Genomic DNA, 18,421 nt, shown 5'->3' on the forward strand with positions numbered 1-18,421 from the left:
TTCTAAAAATCAAAATACCAATTAAACAAGTCAGTTCTCAAACCTAGGTTGAACCAAACGGTATTGGTCTTGAAGGTCGTTGTTGTATTGGCATTTGGGTCAAAATTTCGAACACTAATGTTGGTAAAGAGCCTAAGATTACTTGCTGGGTTGATGATATAGCCTGCAAGAAATTCACCATGAAAAATATTGGTTTTGTTTCCTTGCCCTATTTCTACACCTGTATCAAAAGGTCTGTCTTCTTCATTTCTGTAGATATCACCCCCATAAGAAAAGTTGTCTGTACCATCATTGAAATCTAAACCGCGTTGCCCAAAGATTACTTTAGCATCGCCATACCAGCGCTTGTATTTATAGCGTCCAATTAAGATGAATTCTTTGAAGTTTGCTCCCCAAAGATGCGCCATAGGTTGATTGGCATGCGCATAGTTGAGCACAATAGAATTGTGAGAGTAAGTATATGGCCTTACTTGATTGTATTCAGCTTGCAATAATAAATTTTTGACTTTAAAGGCATTATAATATTTAACACCTAATTGATAGCCATACTTGTTTTTCCAGCTTTTATCTCCTCCTTTTATGGCATCTAAGGAAAACTCATCGAGAATAAACTGGCCATAAAGAGTTACTTTATTGTTCCATTTATACTTAGCTGTAGCTCCCAAAATAGCATTTCCGGCATCTTGCCCAGATTCAAACTCAATGGCTCTATAGAAAATTACAGGATTCAGATAATTAATATCGAAGCCTCTTCCATTGACATCGTACCACATCACGGATTCAAATAATCCGATATTAAGTCGCTTGGAAACATTCCAACTTAGATAATGATTTGCCATATACTTGGTGAGAAAGGCTCCATCTTCTTCTACTTCTGGACGAATATCTCTCAACCACATCCAAGTATTGGTGTACTTTATTTTCCAGAAATTAGTGTTTAGCTTTAAGAACGTATATGGACTAGCAACATCACTTTGTAGCAGAGAGCGATACCCATCGCCTATAAAATTTCTACCATGTCCAAACTGAATATTGAAATGCTTACTTGGTGAATAGGATAAATAGCCTTCTGCAACTGGATAATCATAACCATCGGATTTAAAACGCTTGGCTATTCCTCTACCTGGAATTACAGCTACTTCAGTATCTGAGCCTGGTTTCCCCAAGCTTTCAGCAAATTGATTGTAATATTGCGCAAAACGACCTTGACTTTCGAACACAGAAGCAGAAAAGGTCAGCTTACTACCTAAACCTCCTTGAATATAGATTCCTCGTGTGTTATTGTATGTAGTCCCGAAATCGGCATCGGTATCCTTACCAACTTGCAGGTCTAAAACAGGATCTATTGTAAACCAATAATCCTTGCTTTGTACTTCTACTAAATGTTCGTTCCATAGCTTTCTTGTCCACCAGCCTTCAGCATCTTTAGCCACAGATTCTTTTTCGGCTTCAAAATCATAATATCTGGCTACATCTTCATACACAAATGGTTTTGCCGCAGTATGGCTATTCGTCCCAATGGCATTCATACTGGCATCAAAACGACTATAATAGGTATGTGTAAATGGAATGTTTAATGAACTCTTGTATTCCTTCTTCTGATATTTTACCAAACTATTATTGATGCTATCGATTTCATTGGACACAACTGCATTAAGGTCGTCAACTTTTTTAGCATTTTGCGAAGTAGTATCTTCCTTAGCCAATTCCTTTGGGTCTATCAATGGAATTTTTACCGTTAAGGAATATTGAAAAAATGTTGCATTACCATTGTAAGTACCAGGAGTGATTTTAGGCAACTGTTCAAAGACACGCTTAGCCTCGTCTTTTAATTCATCATAAATGGCATCCACATATAGCACTTTAAAAGTCCCTTCTTTATCCACCTCGAACAAAATCTGCACATCTCCTTTGTAGTTTTCTTCATTGACTACTTCCGGAACTTTAAAGTTTTTGTAAATGAATTGATTGAGCGTATTGTTAAAACACGTTTTTAATTCCTCTACAGCTAACGAATCACATTTTGGGAATACTGGAGGTTTTTCATAAGTATCTATATTTTGCGCATAAAGAAACCCAGAGACTACAGTAAGAAATATACAAAGAGATCTTTTTATTGTTTGCATAAGGTTGAAGGCTATACAATGCCTAATTCTCATTTTATATTATAACAACTCAAAGTGATATTGTGGTTTGAAAGATACTATTTTTTTTAGATGTTTTGAGGGTATAAAAAAACCGTTATCAACTATTTGATAACGGTTTTCATAACTAGTCGTTTTTTAATCTTGGACTCTAAATTTTATAGGTTGTAGATAGGTGACTCCAACTGGTTTTCCCTGCTGAGTACCTGGAGTCATTTTAGGAATTTTATTTATTACTCGTCTTGCTTCTTTTTCGAGAGCTGGATGTGGTGCTCTTGTCAAAATATCAGTCACTTGACCATTTTTATCAATTTTGAATTGGACATCTATCTTTTGTATACCACTTAACCCGTACTCAGAAGCTATATCAGAATTAAACTTTCTTAGTATGAACTTATTTAATTTCTTCGTCATACATTGACGTCTTTCAGCATTTGTCTTAGACTTCTCACAACCAGGAAATACTGGAACTTTCTCAACTTTATAAAATGGAATAGGTGCTTCATCTTCTACTGTAAAAGGATTTACCTCATCAATTTTTACTGGTGGTTTGTCTGTTGTATTTTGGTCTTGAGTGATAATTGTTGTTTCGATAATTTTATGGTCATCGTCTACTCTCTTTATCTTGTCTGTTACTAACTTTTTCTTTTGCTTCTTTACTGGTTTTGGTTCTTTTACTGGCTCCACGTAGCGCTTGAACTTCTCAGGGGGAGTTTCAAAATTGCCTTCTGCTACTTGAGCTGTTTCTACATATTTAGGAATCTTGGTTTGAAACTGCATTTCAAACAATGTATGAACCGCTAATAAGCAAAGTATCAACCCAACCTGAAAATACAGCGTTGTGTTTTTTTGTACATTAGCATCATGCTTGTGTGGTTTTCTCACCTCAGTAGTGCTCTGGCCAGCATTACTGTGACTGTTTTTAATTTTTTTCATAATAAATATTAATTAAAATGTTAATATTATGATAAAATCACAATAAGCGTACCAAAGTAAAAATCCCATCCAATTTGGATGGGATTTTTCAATATATTGTATTTAAAACTATGTTTTTTAGTCTTGTACCTGGAATAAGATTGGTAACGAATATGGAACTGTTACAGCTTTACCTCTTTGCTTTCCTGGTTTCATTTTTGGAAGTAAGTTAATTACTCGCTTCGCTTCTTTCTCTAATCCTGGATGCGGTGCTCTTGCTCTAACGTTAGTAATATTTCCGTTTTTATCAATCTTGAAGATCACATTGATACGTTGTCTTCCTTCCAATCCTAAGTCTGATGCTAAGTCTGTATTAAACTTTCTGTTTACAAACTTGCTAATCTTATCAGACATACATTGTTTCTTAGCGTTGTTTCCTTTTTTGTTTTCACAGCCAGGGAAGATTGGCACGTTCTCAATTACAGAGAATGGTACTTCTATATCTTCTTCTACCTCTTCTACTTCTACTTCTTCTACCTCAACAATCTCAGTGTCTTGTTCTGTTTCTGTAGACTCAATTACTGTTTCCTCTACTTCTTCCTCGTCATCAACAACTTCGATCTCTTCTGGAGCTGCTGGTGGTGGAGGTGGTGGAGGTGGTGGTGTTTGTATTTGCTCAGTGATTGGAATTTCTTCTTCTAATTCATCATCTAGATTCAAACTATCCGCTGCAATGTTTGACTTATCGTAAGTCTTGTAGTTGATCGCATAATTTGTGACGAATAACATCAAAAATAAGCCAACAGCAAAATATAATGAACTATTTCTGCCGACGTCTGCTTTAGGATTCTTTTTAGGTTCCATATTTCGAGGTATTTTAAGAATGCTAAATTAACCAATAAAATGTCAAAAAAGCAAGTGTTTATTCTATTTTAACTAAGTCTTTTTAACCCTAATTATTATGATTGCTATAACAATGCCGACGCCATTTGCGACGATATCCCACAGATCAAAAGTGCGATCAGGATTGAGTGTGTATTGCAATACTTCAATAATAGTGCCATAAAGCATGGATAGTACTACGACAAGTATTGCGGGTTTAGTTATTACTTCTTCTAAATAGTTATAAAACAATGCAGCAAATAATGCATACGCTAGACAGTGCACAATTTTATCACTAAACTCTGGTGCTGTTTCTGGCAGCTTGCCAATAGAGATTAAGCTTAAAACAGCTATTGCTAATGCATATACTACAAAAAGTGGTAAGGCATATTGCTTAGCCAGCGATAATAGCTTTGTAATCATCTGCAGATAGAAGGTCGTCTAATTGAGATAGGTCAGAGCATTTTACTTTAATCATCCATCCCTCTCCGTAAGGGTCAGAATTTACCTTTTCTGGTTCATCCTCTAATGACTCATTGAATTCGATGATCTCTCCAGAAACCGGAAGGAATAAGTCTGAAACTGTTTTTACTGCTTCTACGGTTCCGAAAATCTCTTCTGCTTCTAGAGTTTCATCAACTGTTTCAACTTCGACATAAACAATATCTCCCAATTCGCCTTGAGCAAAATCTGTGATACCTACTGTAACAATATCACCTTCAATCTTAACCCATTCGTGGTCTTTGGTGTATTTTAAATCAGATGGAATGTTCATTTTTTAAATGCGTGTAATAATTAGTGCTACAAATGTAATTGATTACCGTTGCTATTTCAAATCTTAATTACCAAAATTATATCGTAATGTTATCCCTGATCTAATTGATGTTTGCGGGAAGGATGTTGATATCGCGTAATCTGAGAACGTATAATCGAAATAGAAAATTCCTGTTAGGTTTTTGGTAAACGCATAATCGGCTGTATAGTTAATTCCCCAAATGGTTTGACCTGCTGTAATTTGGTTATTATCTAAGTCAAGGTATCTAATGATTGTCTTATTATCTCTAACCGAAATATCTGCTCTCATGTTAAGGTCACTCTTTATGATTTGTCTAGGACCAGCCAACTTGGAGCGTATTCTCACATCTTTAATTCTGTATCCTAATCCAAGTGTATATTCTCTACCTTGAATTTCGGTAAGTAAGTTATTATCAAAACTCAGCGATAGTATACGATCGCGTTTTATTTCTGCTAATACTTTAATCGAATTTTTCATTTCGAAATCTAAACGAATTAACGGGCTAAATTGCTCTTCGAGGTTGATGTTACTAAAGAGTGTTTCACTCTTGTAGTTTCCTGACTGATCAAGAGCGTTAGGGTTTTGAGATGTATATGGCAAGCTGAAATCTGCTGCTTCGAACTCTAAATTGGTTCTAAACTGATTGATCGTATAGCCAGATCTGTAGCCGTGAGTAATTGAGAAACGTTTGAAGTGCTTCTTGAACCACTTAAGCTTCATCAATCCTGTGTACTTTAATGTCCAGTTTGGAATTGGTACATCTCTAAATGCACCTAAGCTTATTTTGTCTGGATTGGATCCAGTATAAGCCGCTAAGAATGCAGGCAGCAATACTTGTTGGCTATTTCGTCCAAATCCTAATGGGAATCCATTGACATCACCACCTTCGAAGTTATCTGGGTTTGTAAAGTCTACACCTGCTCTTAATGCCAATCTACGTGCAATCGTTAATCTATTATCTGCAAATTCATCGAAGGCCGCAGAACTGTTCTCATCACTTTTGGAAAAAGCTGTTCTAATTAGATTTGTAGAGATATTGAAGTTCCCGAAAGAATTGGTAATCAATTCTTCGTATTCATCACTTAATTCGTCTCCATCTGTATCTAAAGCTCTAAAATTCTGAGTAGTATTTTCGGCATAAGTTCTATTTCCTATGAAGTCTATTTTTAGATCTCTAATAGGTTCAACATTTACAGAATAATCCAGTATTCTGTTAGTCACTTCAGTATATTGCTGGTTGAAATCTTGGTAAATTGTAAGCCACCCATTTCTTGCTGCTAGATGTCTTATATCTCTTTGACTTCCGAAGGTATATCCTAATGTTGGTCTTAATGTTCCTATAAACCCAGGTGTTGGTAAATATCCTGGTAAATATGTACCATTATTTTCTGCATAATTAACTTGTACACGCTTAATCATAGTCAATAAATCGAGAGCTGTACTTCCAATCTTCTTGCCAACACTAGTTTTATTTGCGTCTTGATTAGCATCTGGTACTCCGGCATTTCTCGGCTGAGTTCTTCTACCACTTCTAGCATTCCTTGTATTTCTTTTAGAAAGCCCAATGTAACGATATAATGATTCCATACTCAATGTGGTATTTAGAGTATGTGTATTTGCATTTTGAATAGAGTTTCCAAGGTTGAAAGTATCTAAGAACTGGCCGCCTTGTCCATCATCGACGAGAGCTTCAAAATTCAGATTTAAATCTGATCCTTTTTGCCATTGGAAATCTCCTGTATACGAATAGTTGGCCTTCAGGAAACTTAAGGTTGGTATCTTATATAAAGGAAGCTCGTAATTTAATTGTAACTGCTGGTTTTGGATATTTGGGTCTCCAAAATCAAAGAATCCATCCCAAATATCTAGTGTTGGATCTTGTCTACCATTAAGACGATCATCAATAAAATAATTTCTTACGATATTACTATTGGCAGCAGTAAAGTTGATACTCAATGCATTAGTAAGATTGTAGTTGATTGCATATTGGAAATCGAAGTTGTAATTTCTTCTAAACAGTTCTTCTACTGAGATATTATCACCACCTAACTCTACTTCTCTAAACTTCTGTCTACTAAATTGTCTCGTAATGTCTGTATTAATTGAGAAACTCGTAGGCAAAGGATTAAAGTTGAAATCCTTTAGTATCTTCCAATAACGTCCTCTGAACAGTGAATCGTTCTTCTTGAAAGGTTCTATAGACTTTGGCTCAAAGTTGAAATTATAATTAATTCCTGCTCTAACATCTTGATCTATAGAATTTTCAATTTCAAAATCTCTATGCTTAACCTTATTATATGAATAGTTGAAGGTTAGGTTTTCCACATCATAGAATCGTGGTTTGGCATCTCCCGTTCTGTTTTTCTTTACACCTATAAAGTTGATACTTCTACGTTTTGTATAATCTTCGGATTGTTCTCTGATTCTATCTCGTTCTGCATCATCTTGGGCGGCATCTAATCTACTGTCTAAGGTGAGGTCTCGGTAGAACTGATCGTATTCTGGAGTGATTAACTCTTCACTTTGCCCATAATTAAATGGAATCTGTAGCCCCCAATTTTTAGGTAATAGTTGACCTAAGTTTATGTTTGTTACAACATCATACTGTTGTACGTCTTCACGACTACGTTCGTTTGGTCGTTGTTCTAAAGTTCCAAATCCTGTTGTACTGCGTCTTCCTGTAGCGCTAATATTAGCAAAATCTGCAATGTTAGAATCCATACTCAGAATAGCTGCCCAACCACCTTCATTATCTAATTCTGAAAGTCTAAGCTCGTTGAACCAAACTTCACCACAAACTGTTTCTATATCATTAGCACTCTTTACACCTACCATTAACACCCTGATATCTCCAAAGTTTGGATTTCCTTTTATGGCTACTCTTTGCAGGTCAGCACATTCAGATCCATCTGGCCCACAGTTGTAACTTGGATTAGGGTTGTTTGCGTCAACATCATTTTCATTTACCAGTGGAGTCTCATCTAGAACACCTCCAATTACATTGTAATACGTTGGGTCAACGTCGCTAAGGGTACCATTAGAAATTCCTAAAGATTTTATTTTTGCTAAAATGTCTAATGGCATTTCCATTTGGTTCGGCCATACATCTTCAGGTGAAGTACCATCTCTTACATCTAGTGGTATCTCGATTTGATAATAATTTTCTGTAAAATCATTACCCATTCTAATAAATCCTACAAGCTCATTTGGGTCAAGTTGTTGGTTCTCTAATGGTTCAGCATGGAAGAACATACGAATCTTTTTGTATTGTCGCATGTCTACATTAACATTCTTAAACACACCTCTGGAATCTGTCGGCTCTAAGTCACAAACTTCTACTTGTAGAGATTGCTCATTTTGTCTAATGATGTTGTTGTTGTTATTTAACTGCTCTCTCTCAATTCCTGGAGGGCTTACATAAAAGTCTTCGTTTTCTTGTATTCCAACAACACCTACTGTAAATTCTGCATTGTCGTTATTGTTGTTTTCGTAAGAATCTAAATCCAAGCTATAGCGTCTCCAATCACTGCGAACTAGATCTAAAGTAGCAAAACGTAATATAGTTGGCTCAACAAAGTCTGTTAGATACATACGCGCAAAACGCACAGATCTTATATCAGAAATACCACCTACTTCTACTCTATCTTCATAGTCAATTGGAATCCTAAATTGATACCAGGTAACATCTGCAGATTGTCCATTTGGTAAGGTAACAGGCTCTGTTTTAATATCATTAATAAGTGTATTGGCATCGTTTAATACTGCAGGGTTAAGATCTATCTGGTATTCAAAATAGCTATCAATAGTATTCATAGTATTATCTCTATTGATATCCTCAGCATCTGGTTGTGTCGTATTTCCTCTGTTGGTATCTGTAAAGGTTTCTGGTGTATTGCCTTGTATACCATTATAACGTCTGTAACGTTCAAAAATACTACCCTCTGTGTTTAGGTAATAGACATAATCATCGTTAGCCGGATCTTCTAAACCTGCAAATTGTGAATAATTAAAAGCAGGAGTTGCTGTTTCGAGAAGATTCATTAATTCTACTTCTTCAGCATTATCATATCCATCATATCCAACATCCTGATTGATTCGTTCTTGACCAGTAGTTCCAAATGTATAAATCAAGGATTGATTTTGAGGAACTACATACGGATCATTAGTAATATTAGCTTGATTCTGAAGGAAAGAAACATTCCCATCCTCAGGCAATCCATTTTCATATTGTTTTTTACCATCTTTAAGAACATCTTCAGAAATATTTCCTAAGTTAATGGTTAACCTACCTCCTTGAGATGTTATAGGGTTTCCTTCTTCATCAGTAAATGGATCTTGAATCCAGAATTCTATATATTCAACGTTTGCTTGTTCAAAATCCGTTGAAGTGATTTGCCTTGTAATTCCTGCCCAACTATCAGCAGGGTTGATTCCATTTTCAATATCTGGATCAAAGTTATATGGTCCTCTTTCGTTAGGATAATATGCTAAATCTAGAGTGTTTATAACTGCTGTTTGCCCTTGAACTATATCAATATTTGGGAATATTTCATTAATAAATACCCTTCTAGTAAATAAATTAGAGATATCCTCGTCCGATATTCCACTTGGTCGCTGGTTGCTATAAAAAATTGGATCAATAGAATACCAGTTCAACAATGCTCTATCAAATCCATTTTGAATTCCATTATCATCTTCATTTCCTTGAGCATAAGTTCTACCTAAATCTTCTGGTCTACTGGATAAAAACCAAGACTGAGGAGATAATAAATCGATAGCGCCTTGTGTGCCTTCAAAATCATCTACATATACTGTAGCCTCTCCATTAAGGTTAGTACCTTTTGGAGCTCCTGGAGCTAGATAAGCAAACTCACCACGAACAGAAAGATTTGATGGTACATCTGTATCTATGTTTGGTAGCTTATTGGCTAAGCGTGTTAGGAATGGGACTTCTGTAGAGAAGTTTCCATTCAATCCAAAAATAGTATTGTTTATAGATTCTGAATTGTAATTCGCTTTTTGCGTAATTGGTCGTTCATTAAGGTTCAGAACCGTAGCACCAAGCACAAAATTCTCATTGAATTGATGCTCAATGTTAATCCCCATAAAACGACGTGTTTGCTGACCAAAGACAGCATTATTTTCTACCGAAACATTAATCGGTGTATTTGAAGCTGCCAATGCAGGGTCAATAATTTGTACACGACCTAATTGATAGTTTACGGTGTAATCCACACCTTCAACAAGTGTACGCCCTCCAGCTGTTACTACAACAGAACCTCTTGGCACATTGAATGCGCCAATAGGAATTCCTTCACCTCCACTGGATTTATAACGTCCTTTTATTTGGAATTTGTTCTTCTCTGCCTGATCTAAGGCTGCCGTTTTGGTCGAACTATAAAGAATATCGTAAACATACTTTTGCTGATTCTCATTATAGGACATCGGATCATCATAATCTTCTGATGGGTCACCTGATGAGAGCACATCAAATAAGTATTCTCCAAAAGGTTCAACTTTTGTAAAAATGATTTTACCGTTCTGTGAGATAACGGTTTGTCCTTCTACATAATCAAAGAATCCGTCTCCAAGTTCTTGCGGATCATTATTAAAATTCAATCGATCTAAATGGAATAGTCGTATCAGTGGTGTTTCAACTATTTCGGTATCATCATTTGGATTGAATGTATTGTTGTCAAAAATTGGGAATGTTGTGCCTTCAACTGGTCTGATATAGTTAACTGGTGAAGCCTCTCTATAAAAGATGTTCAATCTGAAATCTTCTCGTTCTAACTGAAATGCTCCAGTATCATAAACATTCTTCATCATTAAGTCCCAAACTGGCTGATCTACTGCAGTAACAGCACTCTTCAGCATTTTAAGAACCAACGCATTATTAGTTACCAAGGTGTTTCCATTTCCATCATCTGCAGCATCAGTAGCATTAACTCCATCATTGGCGAACTCACCTACTTGATACACTTCACCTCCAATAGTATATTGAAATGCTACTGCTAAAACTTCATCATTTAATAATCTTTGATTCAGTGAAATATATCCTAATTGCGTGTTTAATGTATATTCTGACCCTTGTTGAAGTTTTCGTGCACTTTCAAGCTTTCCATAATCGAACCCTTCATTGACATTTATAGTAATCCCTGCTTCTGGGTTCGTTATGGTACGAACTGCCTCGGTAAGCTGAGACGCCCCAATACCTATATTCTCTGGGTCAAAGCCATTGTTCTGGTTATCTGGCACGGCTCCTAGCTGGATAATATTTAATGCTGGGTTTCCTATTACTTGGGATTCTCCCAAATCTTGAAATGCAATAATGTTTCTAACATTATCCGTTTGGTTATTTCTATTGGTCACCCATACTTCAATCCTTGTGATTTGAATATTATTATCTATATATGGATAACGTAACATTGACTGATCGTAAGTATCTCTAAAGTACTGAGCTAAGAAGAAGTGTCTGTTTTCATCATAATCTCTACCAAAGAATTCAAACTCTGATAGCGTTCCTCCTCCTTGCGCAACTACATTTCTAGTTTGCGACCTTTGCTCTGAGAATACAGCAGTAACTCTAGTTTTACCAAATTGAAGTTCGGTTTTCACACCAAATAAACTCTGTGCTCCAGTAATTAAAGAACTGTTTAGCGGCATGCTTACATTACCAACTTCTATTTTTCTGATGATATCATCCTCTGTTGGTGTATATTCTAGTTTTATAAGATTTTGAAAATCGAATGTTGACTCCGTATCGTAGTTCGCTGTAACCTGAAGTCGCTCCCCAACTTTACCCAAAAGACTTAAGCTGATACGCTGATCGAAATCGAAGGTAAAATTACTTCTGTTTTGTGGTGAAAAGGTTGGATTATCCTGCTTGGTAAACAACACTCCAAAATCGACCTCAACTGAACCTTGCGGTACAACTGATATCGTATTCCCTCCAAATATGGTTTCGAATAAGCCTGAATTTACATAAAACTCTGGGAGCAGGTTTTTTTGTTCATCTTCTGCGCCATCCTTCTGTCCTGCTGCTGCATCTATCTTCTGTTTGTAGTAAAGTCTCATTTGCTCTTGGAGCACTAACTTTTGAAACTCTGCTGGCGTAAGAATGATGGGGTACTTAATGTTGAATGTTCCAACTTTTTCTGTGTAGATATATCTATCTAAAATAGGATCGTAGGTATACTTAGAAACAATACTACTTGGATTAGGCATATTAATATTACCTAATGCAAAATTTGTATTGGTTGAATCTTGAGCTTGGGGATTGGTTTGTTGTCCAAATGACAAAGCAGACCAAAAAAGCATTATGCCTAATGCTAGATAAGTTATATGTGATTTTGAAATTGTAAAGTTGGTCGTATTCAAAATGAATTATAAGTTTTTTAAAGCTTCTTTGATAATGGTTTCCACATTAACATCAGGATCATTCAATAATATTTTATCTACGACCTTCTCGGATTGCTTTTTATTGAACCCAAGAACGTCTAAAGCTGATAACGCTTCATCCTTGTTTGTATTGCTTTCTACATGCGAAACTTCGTCAATATCGTAAACTTTTAGAATTTTATCTTTTAAATCCAAAATAACTCGTTGAGCGGTCTTTGCGCCAATACCTTTTATCGATTGAATTAGCGCTACATCGTCTCGAGCTATTCCTTCCCTAATCTGCTTTGGGGTTAATGATGACAACATGGTCCTGGCAGTACTTGCTCCAACACCATTTACAGAGATCAATAATTTGAAAATTTCTCTCTCAGATCTTGTCGAAAATCCATAAAGTGTGTGCGAATCTTCTCTAACTTGTAAATACGTGTACAGTTTGAGATGTTCCTTATCTGGTATTTCCGAAAAAGTATTAAGTGAAATATTTAAAAAATACCCAACACCATTGCAGTCTATGACAACATCGGTAGGATTCTTCTCTACCAGTCTTCCCTGTATTTGTGTAATCATCTAGCAGCTTTGGTTACAACTCCCAAATGTAATAAAATTATTCACACTACAAAGTACTTTCAGAGGCTGTTCTTGCTTTGATTTCTTGCGCTTTTTTTTCTTTTTGCTGAGCATCTATGACTGCAATTGCCGTCATATTTACAATTTCATCTACGCTAGCATCTAACTGAAGAATATGAACAGGCTTTCTCATACCCATTAAAATAGGGCCAATGGACTCCGATTTGTTCAATTCTTTCAGAAGCTTATAGGTAATATTAGCAGCATCCAAATTTGGAAAAACGAGTGTATTTATCTTACGCCCAGCCAGTTTGGAGAATGGAAAAATATCCTGAAGCATCTCACTATTGAGCGCAAAGTCGGTTTGAAGTTCTCCATCAACAATCATATCAGGATAATAACGATGCAAATAGGCTACAGCATCTCTCACTTTGTTAGCATTTTCGTGTGTTGAGGATCCAAAGTTTGAATATGAGGTCATCGCTATAACAGGTTCCATTCCAAACAGAGATACTGTCTTCGCAGTCATCTGAGCAATCTTAGCCAAGTCTTTGGAAGATGGATTTATGTTTATAGAGGTATCACTCAAAAACATTGGTCCGCGTTGTGTCATCATTAGGTTGGTTGCCGCTGCCCTAGTGACACCTTTAGCTAAACCTATTAATTCTAACATCGGTTTGAACACAGTTGGGTAACTTCTAGAGTACCCTGAAATAAGTGCATCTGCATCACCTTGATTGACCATCATCGCAGCAAAATAATTACGCTCTCGCATTAATTTTTCCGCAGAATACAAGGTCACACCTTTACGTTTGCGTTGTTGCCAGTATACTTTTGCGTATTCGTTCTTTCTTGGAAGTTCTTCATCTGATTTTGGATCTATAATTGGTACATCTGCATCAAACTCTATCTCTTCCATCAATCTCTGAATAGCCTCTTTACGACCCAACAAAATTGGATGTGCAATCCCTTCATCGTATGCAATCTGAGCTGCTTTGAGAACATCTAACTGGTCTGCTTCAGCAAACACTACACGTTTTGGGTTTGTTCTGGCTCTATTGAGTAATAGTCTAACCAATTTATTATCTGATCCGAGACGTTGACGTAAGCTTTCTTTATAAGCTTCCCAATCGTCAATAGGTTCTTGAGCAACACCACTATCCATTGCAGCTTTGGCTACTGCAGGTGGAATTTCGGCAATTAATCTTGGATCAAAAGGTTTGGGGATAATATAATCTTTACCAAAGGCTAAACGGGTTTCACCATAAGCTATATTTACTTGTTCTGGCACAGGTTCTTTTGCAAGTTCTGCAAGTGCTTTAACTGCTGCCATCTTCATAGCTTCATTGATCTTTGTCGATCTTACATCTAGCGCTCCTCTAAAAATAAAAGGAAACCCAAGAACATTATTCACTTGATTTGGATGGTCGCTACGTCCTGTAGCCATGATGATATCATCTCTAGTCTTAACTGCTAGATTATATTTAATTTCTGGATCTGGATTAGCCATAGCAAAGACAATAGGATTCTTTGCCATTGATTTTAGCATGTCTGGGCTTACTATATCGGATGTCGATAATCCAATAAATACATCGGCATCTTTCATGGCCTCATCCAGAGTATCAATTTTTCTAGATGTTGCGAATTCGGCTTTCTGTTCTGTGAGATTATCTCTGTCTTTTCTTATAACGCCTTTACTGTCTAGCATTACAATATTTTCACCTTTTGCACCAAAGGCTTTATATAGTTTGGTACAAGAAATCGCCGCAGCTCCAGCTCCGGATACTACGATTTTCACCTTTTCAATTTGCTTGTTCGCAAGTTCTAATGCGTTGAGTAATGCTGCAGCTGAAATGATAGCCGTACCATGTTGATCATCGTGCATTACAGGAATATCTAGCTCATCCTTCAAACGACATTCTATCTCAAATGCTTCTGGAGCTTTGATATCTTCAAGGTTAATCCCTCCAAATGTTGGTGCAATATTTTTTACGGTCTGAATGAATTCTTCAATATTTTCTGTATCAACTTCAATATCAAATACATCTATATCAGCAAATATTTTGAAAAGCAAGCCCTTCCCTTCCATTACTGGTTTAGAGGCTTCTGGTCCAATGTTTCCTAATCCCAAAACGGCTGTTCCGTTAGAAATTACTGCTACTAAGTTTCCTTTAGCTGTATACTTATAAGCATTGTTTTTGTCCTTTTCTATCTCTAAACATGGTTCTGCAACACCAGGCGAATAGGCTAAGGATAAGTCTCTCTGAGTCGCATACTTCTTTGTTGGAACAATCTTAATCTTTCCAGGTGTAGGTTTGGCATGATAAACTAAAGCTTCTCTACGTTTGGTCTGCTTGCTCATATCGTAATGGGTTATTTGAACCTACAAAAATAAGGGTTTTAGTCTTTCAAAAATTGAATATTTCGCTTCAATCCAGAATATTTTGTTCGCTTTACCGCGGATTTCTTGAAGACTTTTCTAAAGGTTTCTTCCGTGATTTCTTCCCAATCTGTTTTACTCATTGAAAGTAATTCTGGGTGCGGATCGAATAAAGGCTCGCTATGTGATTTGCTAAATCTATTCCAAGGGCATACGTCCTGGCAAACATCGCAGCCAAACATCCAATCGTCCATTTTTCCTTTAAACTCAGCTGGAATGTTGTCTCTTAGTTCTATGGTGAGATACGAAATACACTTGCTCCCATCAACTATATATGGTTCTACTATGGCTTCAGTAGGACATGCATCAATACATGCTGTGCAAGTTCCACAATGGTCTGTAGTTGGCGCATCATAGTCTAATTCTAAATCGATAATAAGTTCAGCGATAAAGTAAAAAGAGCCTACTTGCTGCGTTAATAAGTTACTATGTTTTCCTATCCAACCCAATCCACTTTTGGCTGCCCATGCTTTATCCAAGACTGGTGCGGAATCGACAAATGCCCTTCCATGTACTTCGCCTATTTCATCTTGGATATACTCTAGCAATTGCTTCAGCTTATCTTTTATTACGAAATGGTAGTCTGTTCCATAAGCATACTTCGATATTTTTGGTGCTGAATTGTCACTTTGGATTTCATCCGTATAATAATTGAGTAAAAGCGATACTACACTTTTGGAGCCTTCAACCAATTTGGTTGGATCTAATCGTTTATCGAAATGGTTTTCCATGTAACGCATTTCGCCATGCATATTCTTATTGAGCCATTGTTCTAATCTTGGAGCTTCGTCTTCTAAAAATCCTGCTTGGGAAATACCACACGATAAGAAGCCAAGTCGTTTAGCTTCTTCTTTTATGAGCCTAGTATGTGTGGCTTTAGAACTCATCTAATGCTTTACAAATTTCAGTTTTGCTCCTATAGGCTTTAAAGTGATTAAAGGATTTACGTCTATAGTAGACTTATCTGTTTCTATGGTATATTTTGAAAGTATTGATTGTAAAACTAATTGCATTTCGAACATTGCGAAATTATTCCCAATGCAGAGCCTTGGCCCAGCACCAAATGGCATGTAAAACGATGCTGTTCGTTTTCTATTTTCTTCTGAAAAACGATCTGGGCGGAAGCTTTCTGGTGCTTCCCAATAATCTTTGTGTCTGTGCATTTCGTAAAAAGAAACACCTATCATCGTACCTTCTTTAAAATAGTAATCACCTACTGATTCGTCTTGTAAATTCACTCTATCTGTTATCCAAGCTGGTGGATATAGTCGCATACTTTCTTCGATACACTGCTTGATATATGTCAATTCCGTAAATGATTGCATTGCTAGTGTTTCGAGATGAAACTTTTTTGCCTCTTCTGTGGCTTTACCTAATTCTTCTTTATGGTTTGCCAACAAAAACAATACAAAGGTCAAAGCATTTGCAGTAGTTTCATGACCTGCTACAAACAAAATTAAAATCTCATCGATAAGTTGTTCATTAGACATACTACTTCCATCTTCATACTTGGCATTCAAAAGCATATCCAATAAATCATCATGAAAATCATTCGATGCTCTTCGTTCTTCTATGATTGTATTAATGATGTCTCTACTTTCTTTGACCATAGCCATACTCGACTTCATTTGTCCAGACAAATGATACCATAATTTTTTATGAGGCTGACGAATCTCTTTTACTATGAATCGCTGCAAGGTTTCAATAATGTATTGCAGCCTGCTAAGGGTTGCTTTATCTGCTGAGAAGTTGAACAAAGATTTTGCAATGACTTCAAAAGCCAGAGTATTCATTAAAGCATAGAGGTCTACCAGATTTTCTGTAGGGAAATTTGAAACTTGTTCTTCTACAGTATTTGAAATTATTTTCAGCAACCCATTAATCTTTTCTTTATGAAAGGCTGGTTGGATTAATCGTCGTTGTTTTAACCAATATTGACCTGTAGATGTCAATAATCCATAACCTATATACTTCCCTAGATTATGTGTTTGTAGCTTAGATTTTTCGAAATGTTTGTGTTTCTTCTGAAGGATTTCTCGAGCCATTTCAGCATCTCGGGTCATTACAATATGTTTTGTAAACAATGGCTTTATTGAAAATGAATTGCCTTCACTTTCCTTGAACAATTGGTTGTGAAAAGGAATCGGATTTTTAGCTATTGTTGAAGAACGGCGAAGGAACCTAAAGAATGACACATTGTATGGATACTTGTATTCTTGCATTAGAACAATCCACCTTGTGTGCCGCCTTTTATTTTTCCTAAATGTTTATAGGCGAGTTCAGTCACTTCTCTACCTCTTGGTGTTCGCATAATAAATCCTTGCTGTATCAAAAACGGCTCGTAGACTTCTTCTATAGTTTCGGAGCTTTCACTTACAGCAGTAGCCAAAGTAGTAATCCCGACTGGCCCTCCTTTGAACTTATCTATAATTGTAGACAATATTTTATTATCCATTTCATCCAGACCATGAGCATCAACATTCAACGCTTCTAAAGCGAATTTAGCTATAGCGATGTCTATACTACCGTTACCTTTAATCTGAGCAAAATCTCTTACACGTCGCAACAATGCATTGGCAATACGAGGTGTACCTCTACTCCTACCCGCGATTTCTACCGCTGCTTCCATAGAAATCGGTACTTTTAGAATGGAAGCGCTGCGTTGTACGATTGTGGTTAGTAACTCAGTATTATAATATTGAAGTCTACTACTAATCCCAAAACGTGCGCGCATTGGCGAGGTGAGTAATCCTGATCGTGTTGTTGCACCAACTAAAGTGAATGGATTTAGATTGATTTGAACTGTACGAGCATTAGGCCCAGTTTCGATCATTATATCAATCTTATAATCCTCCATGGCAGAGTATAAATATTCTTCTACGATTGGGCTTAGTCGATGAATCTCATCTATGAAAAGCACATCTCTTTCCTCAAGATTGGTAAGCAATCCTGCTAAGTCTCCTGGTTTATCTAAAACGGGGCCAGACGTTACTTTAATGCCTACATCTAGCTCATTGGCTAAAATGTGTGCTAAGGTAGTTTTACCTAAACCTGGAGGCCCATGAAATAAGGTATGGTCTAGCGCTTCATCTCTGAGGTTGGCTGCTTTTACAAAAACCTGAAGATTTTCCAACACTTGTTCTTGACCTGTAAAGTCATCAAAGGACAGTGGTCTAAGCTTTTTTTCTATATCCAGTTCTTCTGGTGAAAAGTTTTCGTTTGTTGGATCGAGATTCTCATTCATGCTAAACAAATATAAACAAAAAGCCTCTCTAA

At 36.5% G+C, this 18,421-nt stretch carries 11 protein-coding genes; all 11 read right to left on the bottom strand.

Features of this window, described 5'->3' with window-relative positions; all coding sequences use genetic code 11:
* Positions 1 to 2 precede the first annotated feature (2 nt).
* Positions 3 to 2,126 (bottom strand): gliding motility outer membrane protein RemB, encoded by a 2,124-nt coding sequence (gene remB, locus NCE97_RS00105; RefSeq protein WP_353776830.1) that lies wholly within the window; start codon positions 2,124 to 2,126, stop codon positions 3 to 5.
* 156 nt (positions 2,127 to 2,282) lie between these two features.
* Entirely contained in the window at positions 2,283 to 3,080 is a 798-nt protein-coding gene (locus NCE97_RS00110; protein WP_353776831.1) for an energy transducer TonB, read from the bottom strand.
* A gap of 117 nt (positions 3,081 to 3,197) precedes the next feature.
* Positions 3,198 to 3,923, bottom strand: coding sequence for an energy transducer TonB (locus NCE97_RS00115; protein WP_353776832.1), 726 nt, complete (start codon positions 3,921 to 3,923; stop codon positions 3,198 to 3,200).
* Positions 3,924 to 3,995: 72 nt separating this feature from the next.
* Positions 3,996 to 4,364, bottom strand: a complete 369-nt coding sequence (locus NCE97_RS00120; protein ID WP_353776833.1) for a VanZ family protein — start codon at positions 4,362 to 4,364, stop codon at positions 3,996 to 3,998.
* Positions 4,336 to 4,716: a glycine cleavage system protein GcvH gene (gcvH, locus tag NCE97_RS00125; protein ID WP_353776834.1), complete on the bottom strand. Its 381-nt coding sequence runs from the start codon at positions 4,714 to 4,716 to the stop codon at positions 4,336 to 4,338. The genes NCE97_RS00120 and gcvH overlap by 29 nt, the downstream gene beginning before the upstream one ends.
* A gap of 63 nt (positions 4,717 to 4,779) precedes the next feature.
* A complete protein-coding gene (gene sov / locus NCE97_RS00130; RefSeq protein WP_503065078.1) occupies positions 4,780 to 12,117 on the bottom strand; it encodes a T9SS outer membrane translocon Sov/SprA in 7,338 nt (2,445 codons plus the stop codon).
* A 6-nt stretch (positions 12,118 to 12,123) separates the two neighbouring features.
* Positions 12,124 to 12,705: a Holliday junction branch migration protein RuvA gene (ruvA, locus tag NCE97_RS00135; RefSeq protein ID WP_353776836.1), complete on the bottom strand. Its 582-nt coding sequence runs from the start codon at positions 12,703 to 12,705 to the stop codon at positions 12,124 to 12,126.
* 46 nt (positions 12,706 to 12,751) lie between these two features.
* Positions 12,752 to 15,067, bottom strand: coding sequence for an NADP-dependent malic enzyme (locus NCE97_RS00140; RefSeq protein ID WP_353776837.1), 2,316 nt, complete (start codon positions 15,065 to 15,067; stop codon positions 12,752 to 12,754).
* Positions 15,068 to 15,105: 38 nt separating this feature from the next.
* Positions 15,106 to 16,032, bottom strand: coding sequence for a tRNA epoxyqueuosine(34) reductase QueG (gene queG / locus NCE97_RS00145; RefSeq protein ID WP_353776838.1), 927 nt, complete (start codon positions 16,030 to 16,032; stop codon positions 15,106 to 15,108).
* Complete coding sequence (locus NCE97_RS00150) at positions 16,033 to 17,367, bottom strand: cytochrome P450 (RefSeq protein ID WP_353776839.1); 1,335 nt, start codon at positions 17,365 to 17,367, stop codon at positions 16,033 to 16,035.
* A complete protein-coding gene (gene ruvB, locus NCE97_RS00155; RefSeq protein WP_353776840.1) occupies positions 17,367 to 18,389 on the bottom strand; it encodes a Holliday junction branch migration DNA helicase RuvB in 1,023 nt (340 codons plus the stop codon). The genes NCE97_RS00150 and ruvB overlap by 1 nt, the downstream gene beginning before the upstream one ends.
* Positions 18,390 to 18,421 lie beyond the last annotated feature (32 nt).

The organism is Winogradskyella sp. 3972H.M.0a.05 (genome assembly GCF_040493455.1).
Taxonomy (GTDB): Bacteria; Bacteroidota; Bacteroidia; order Flavobacteriales; family Flavobacteriaceae; genus Microcosmobacter.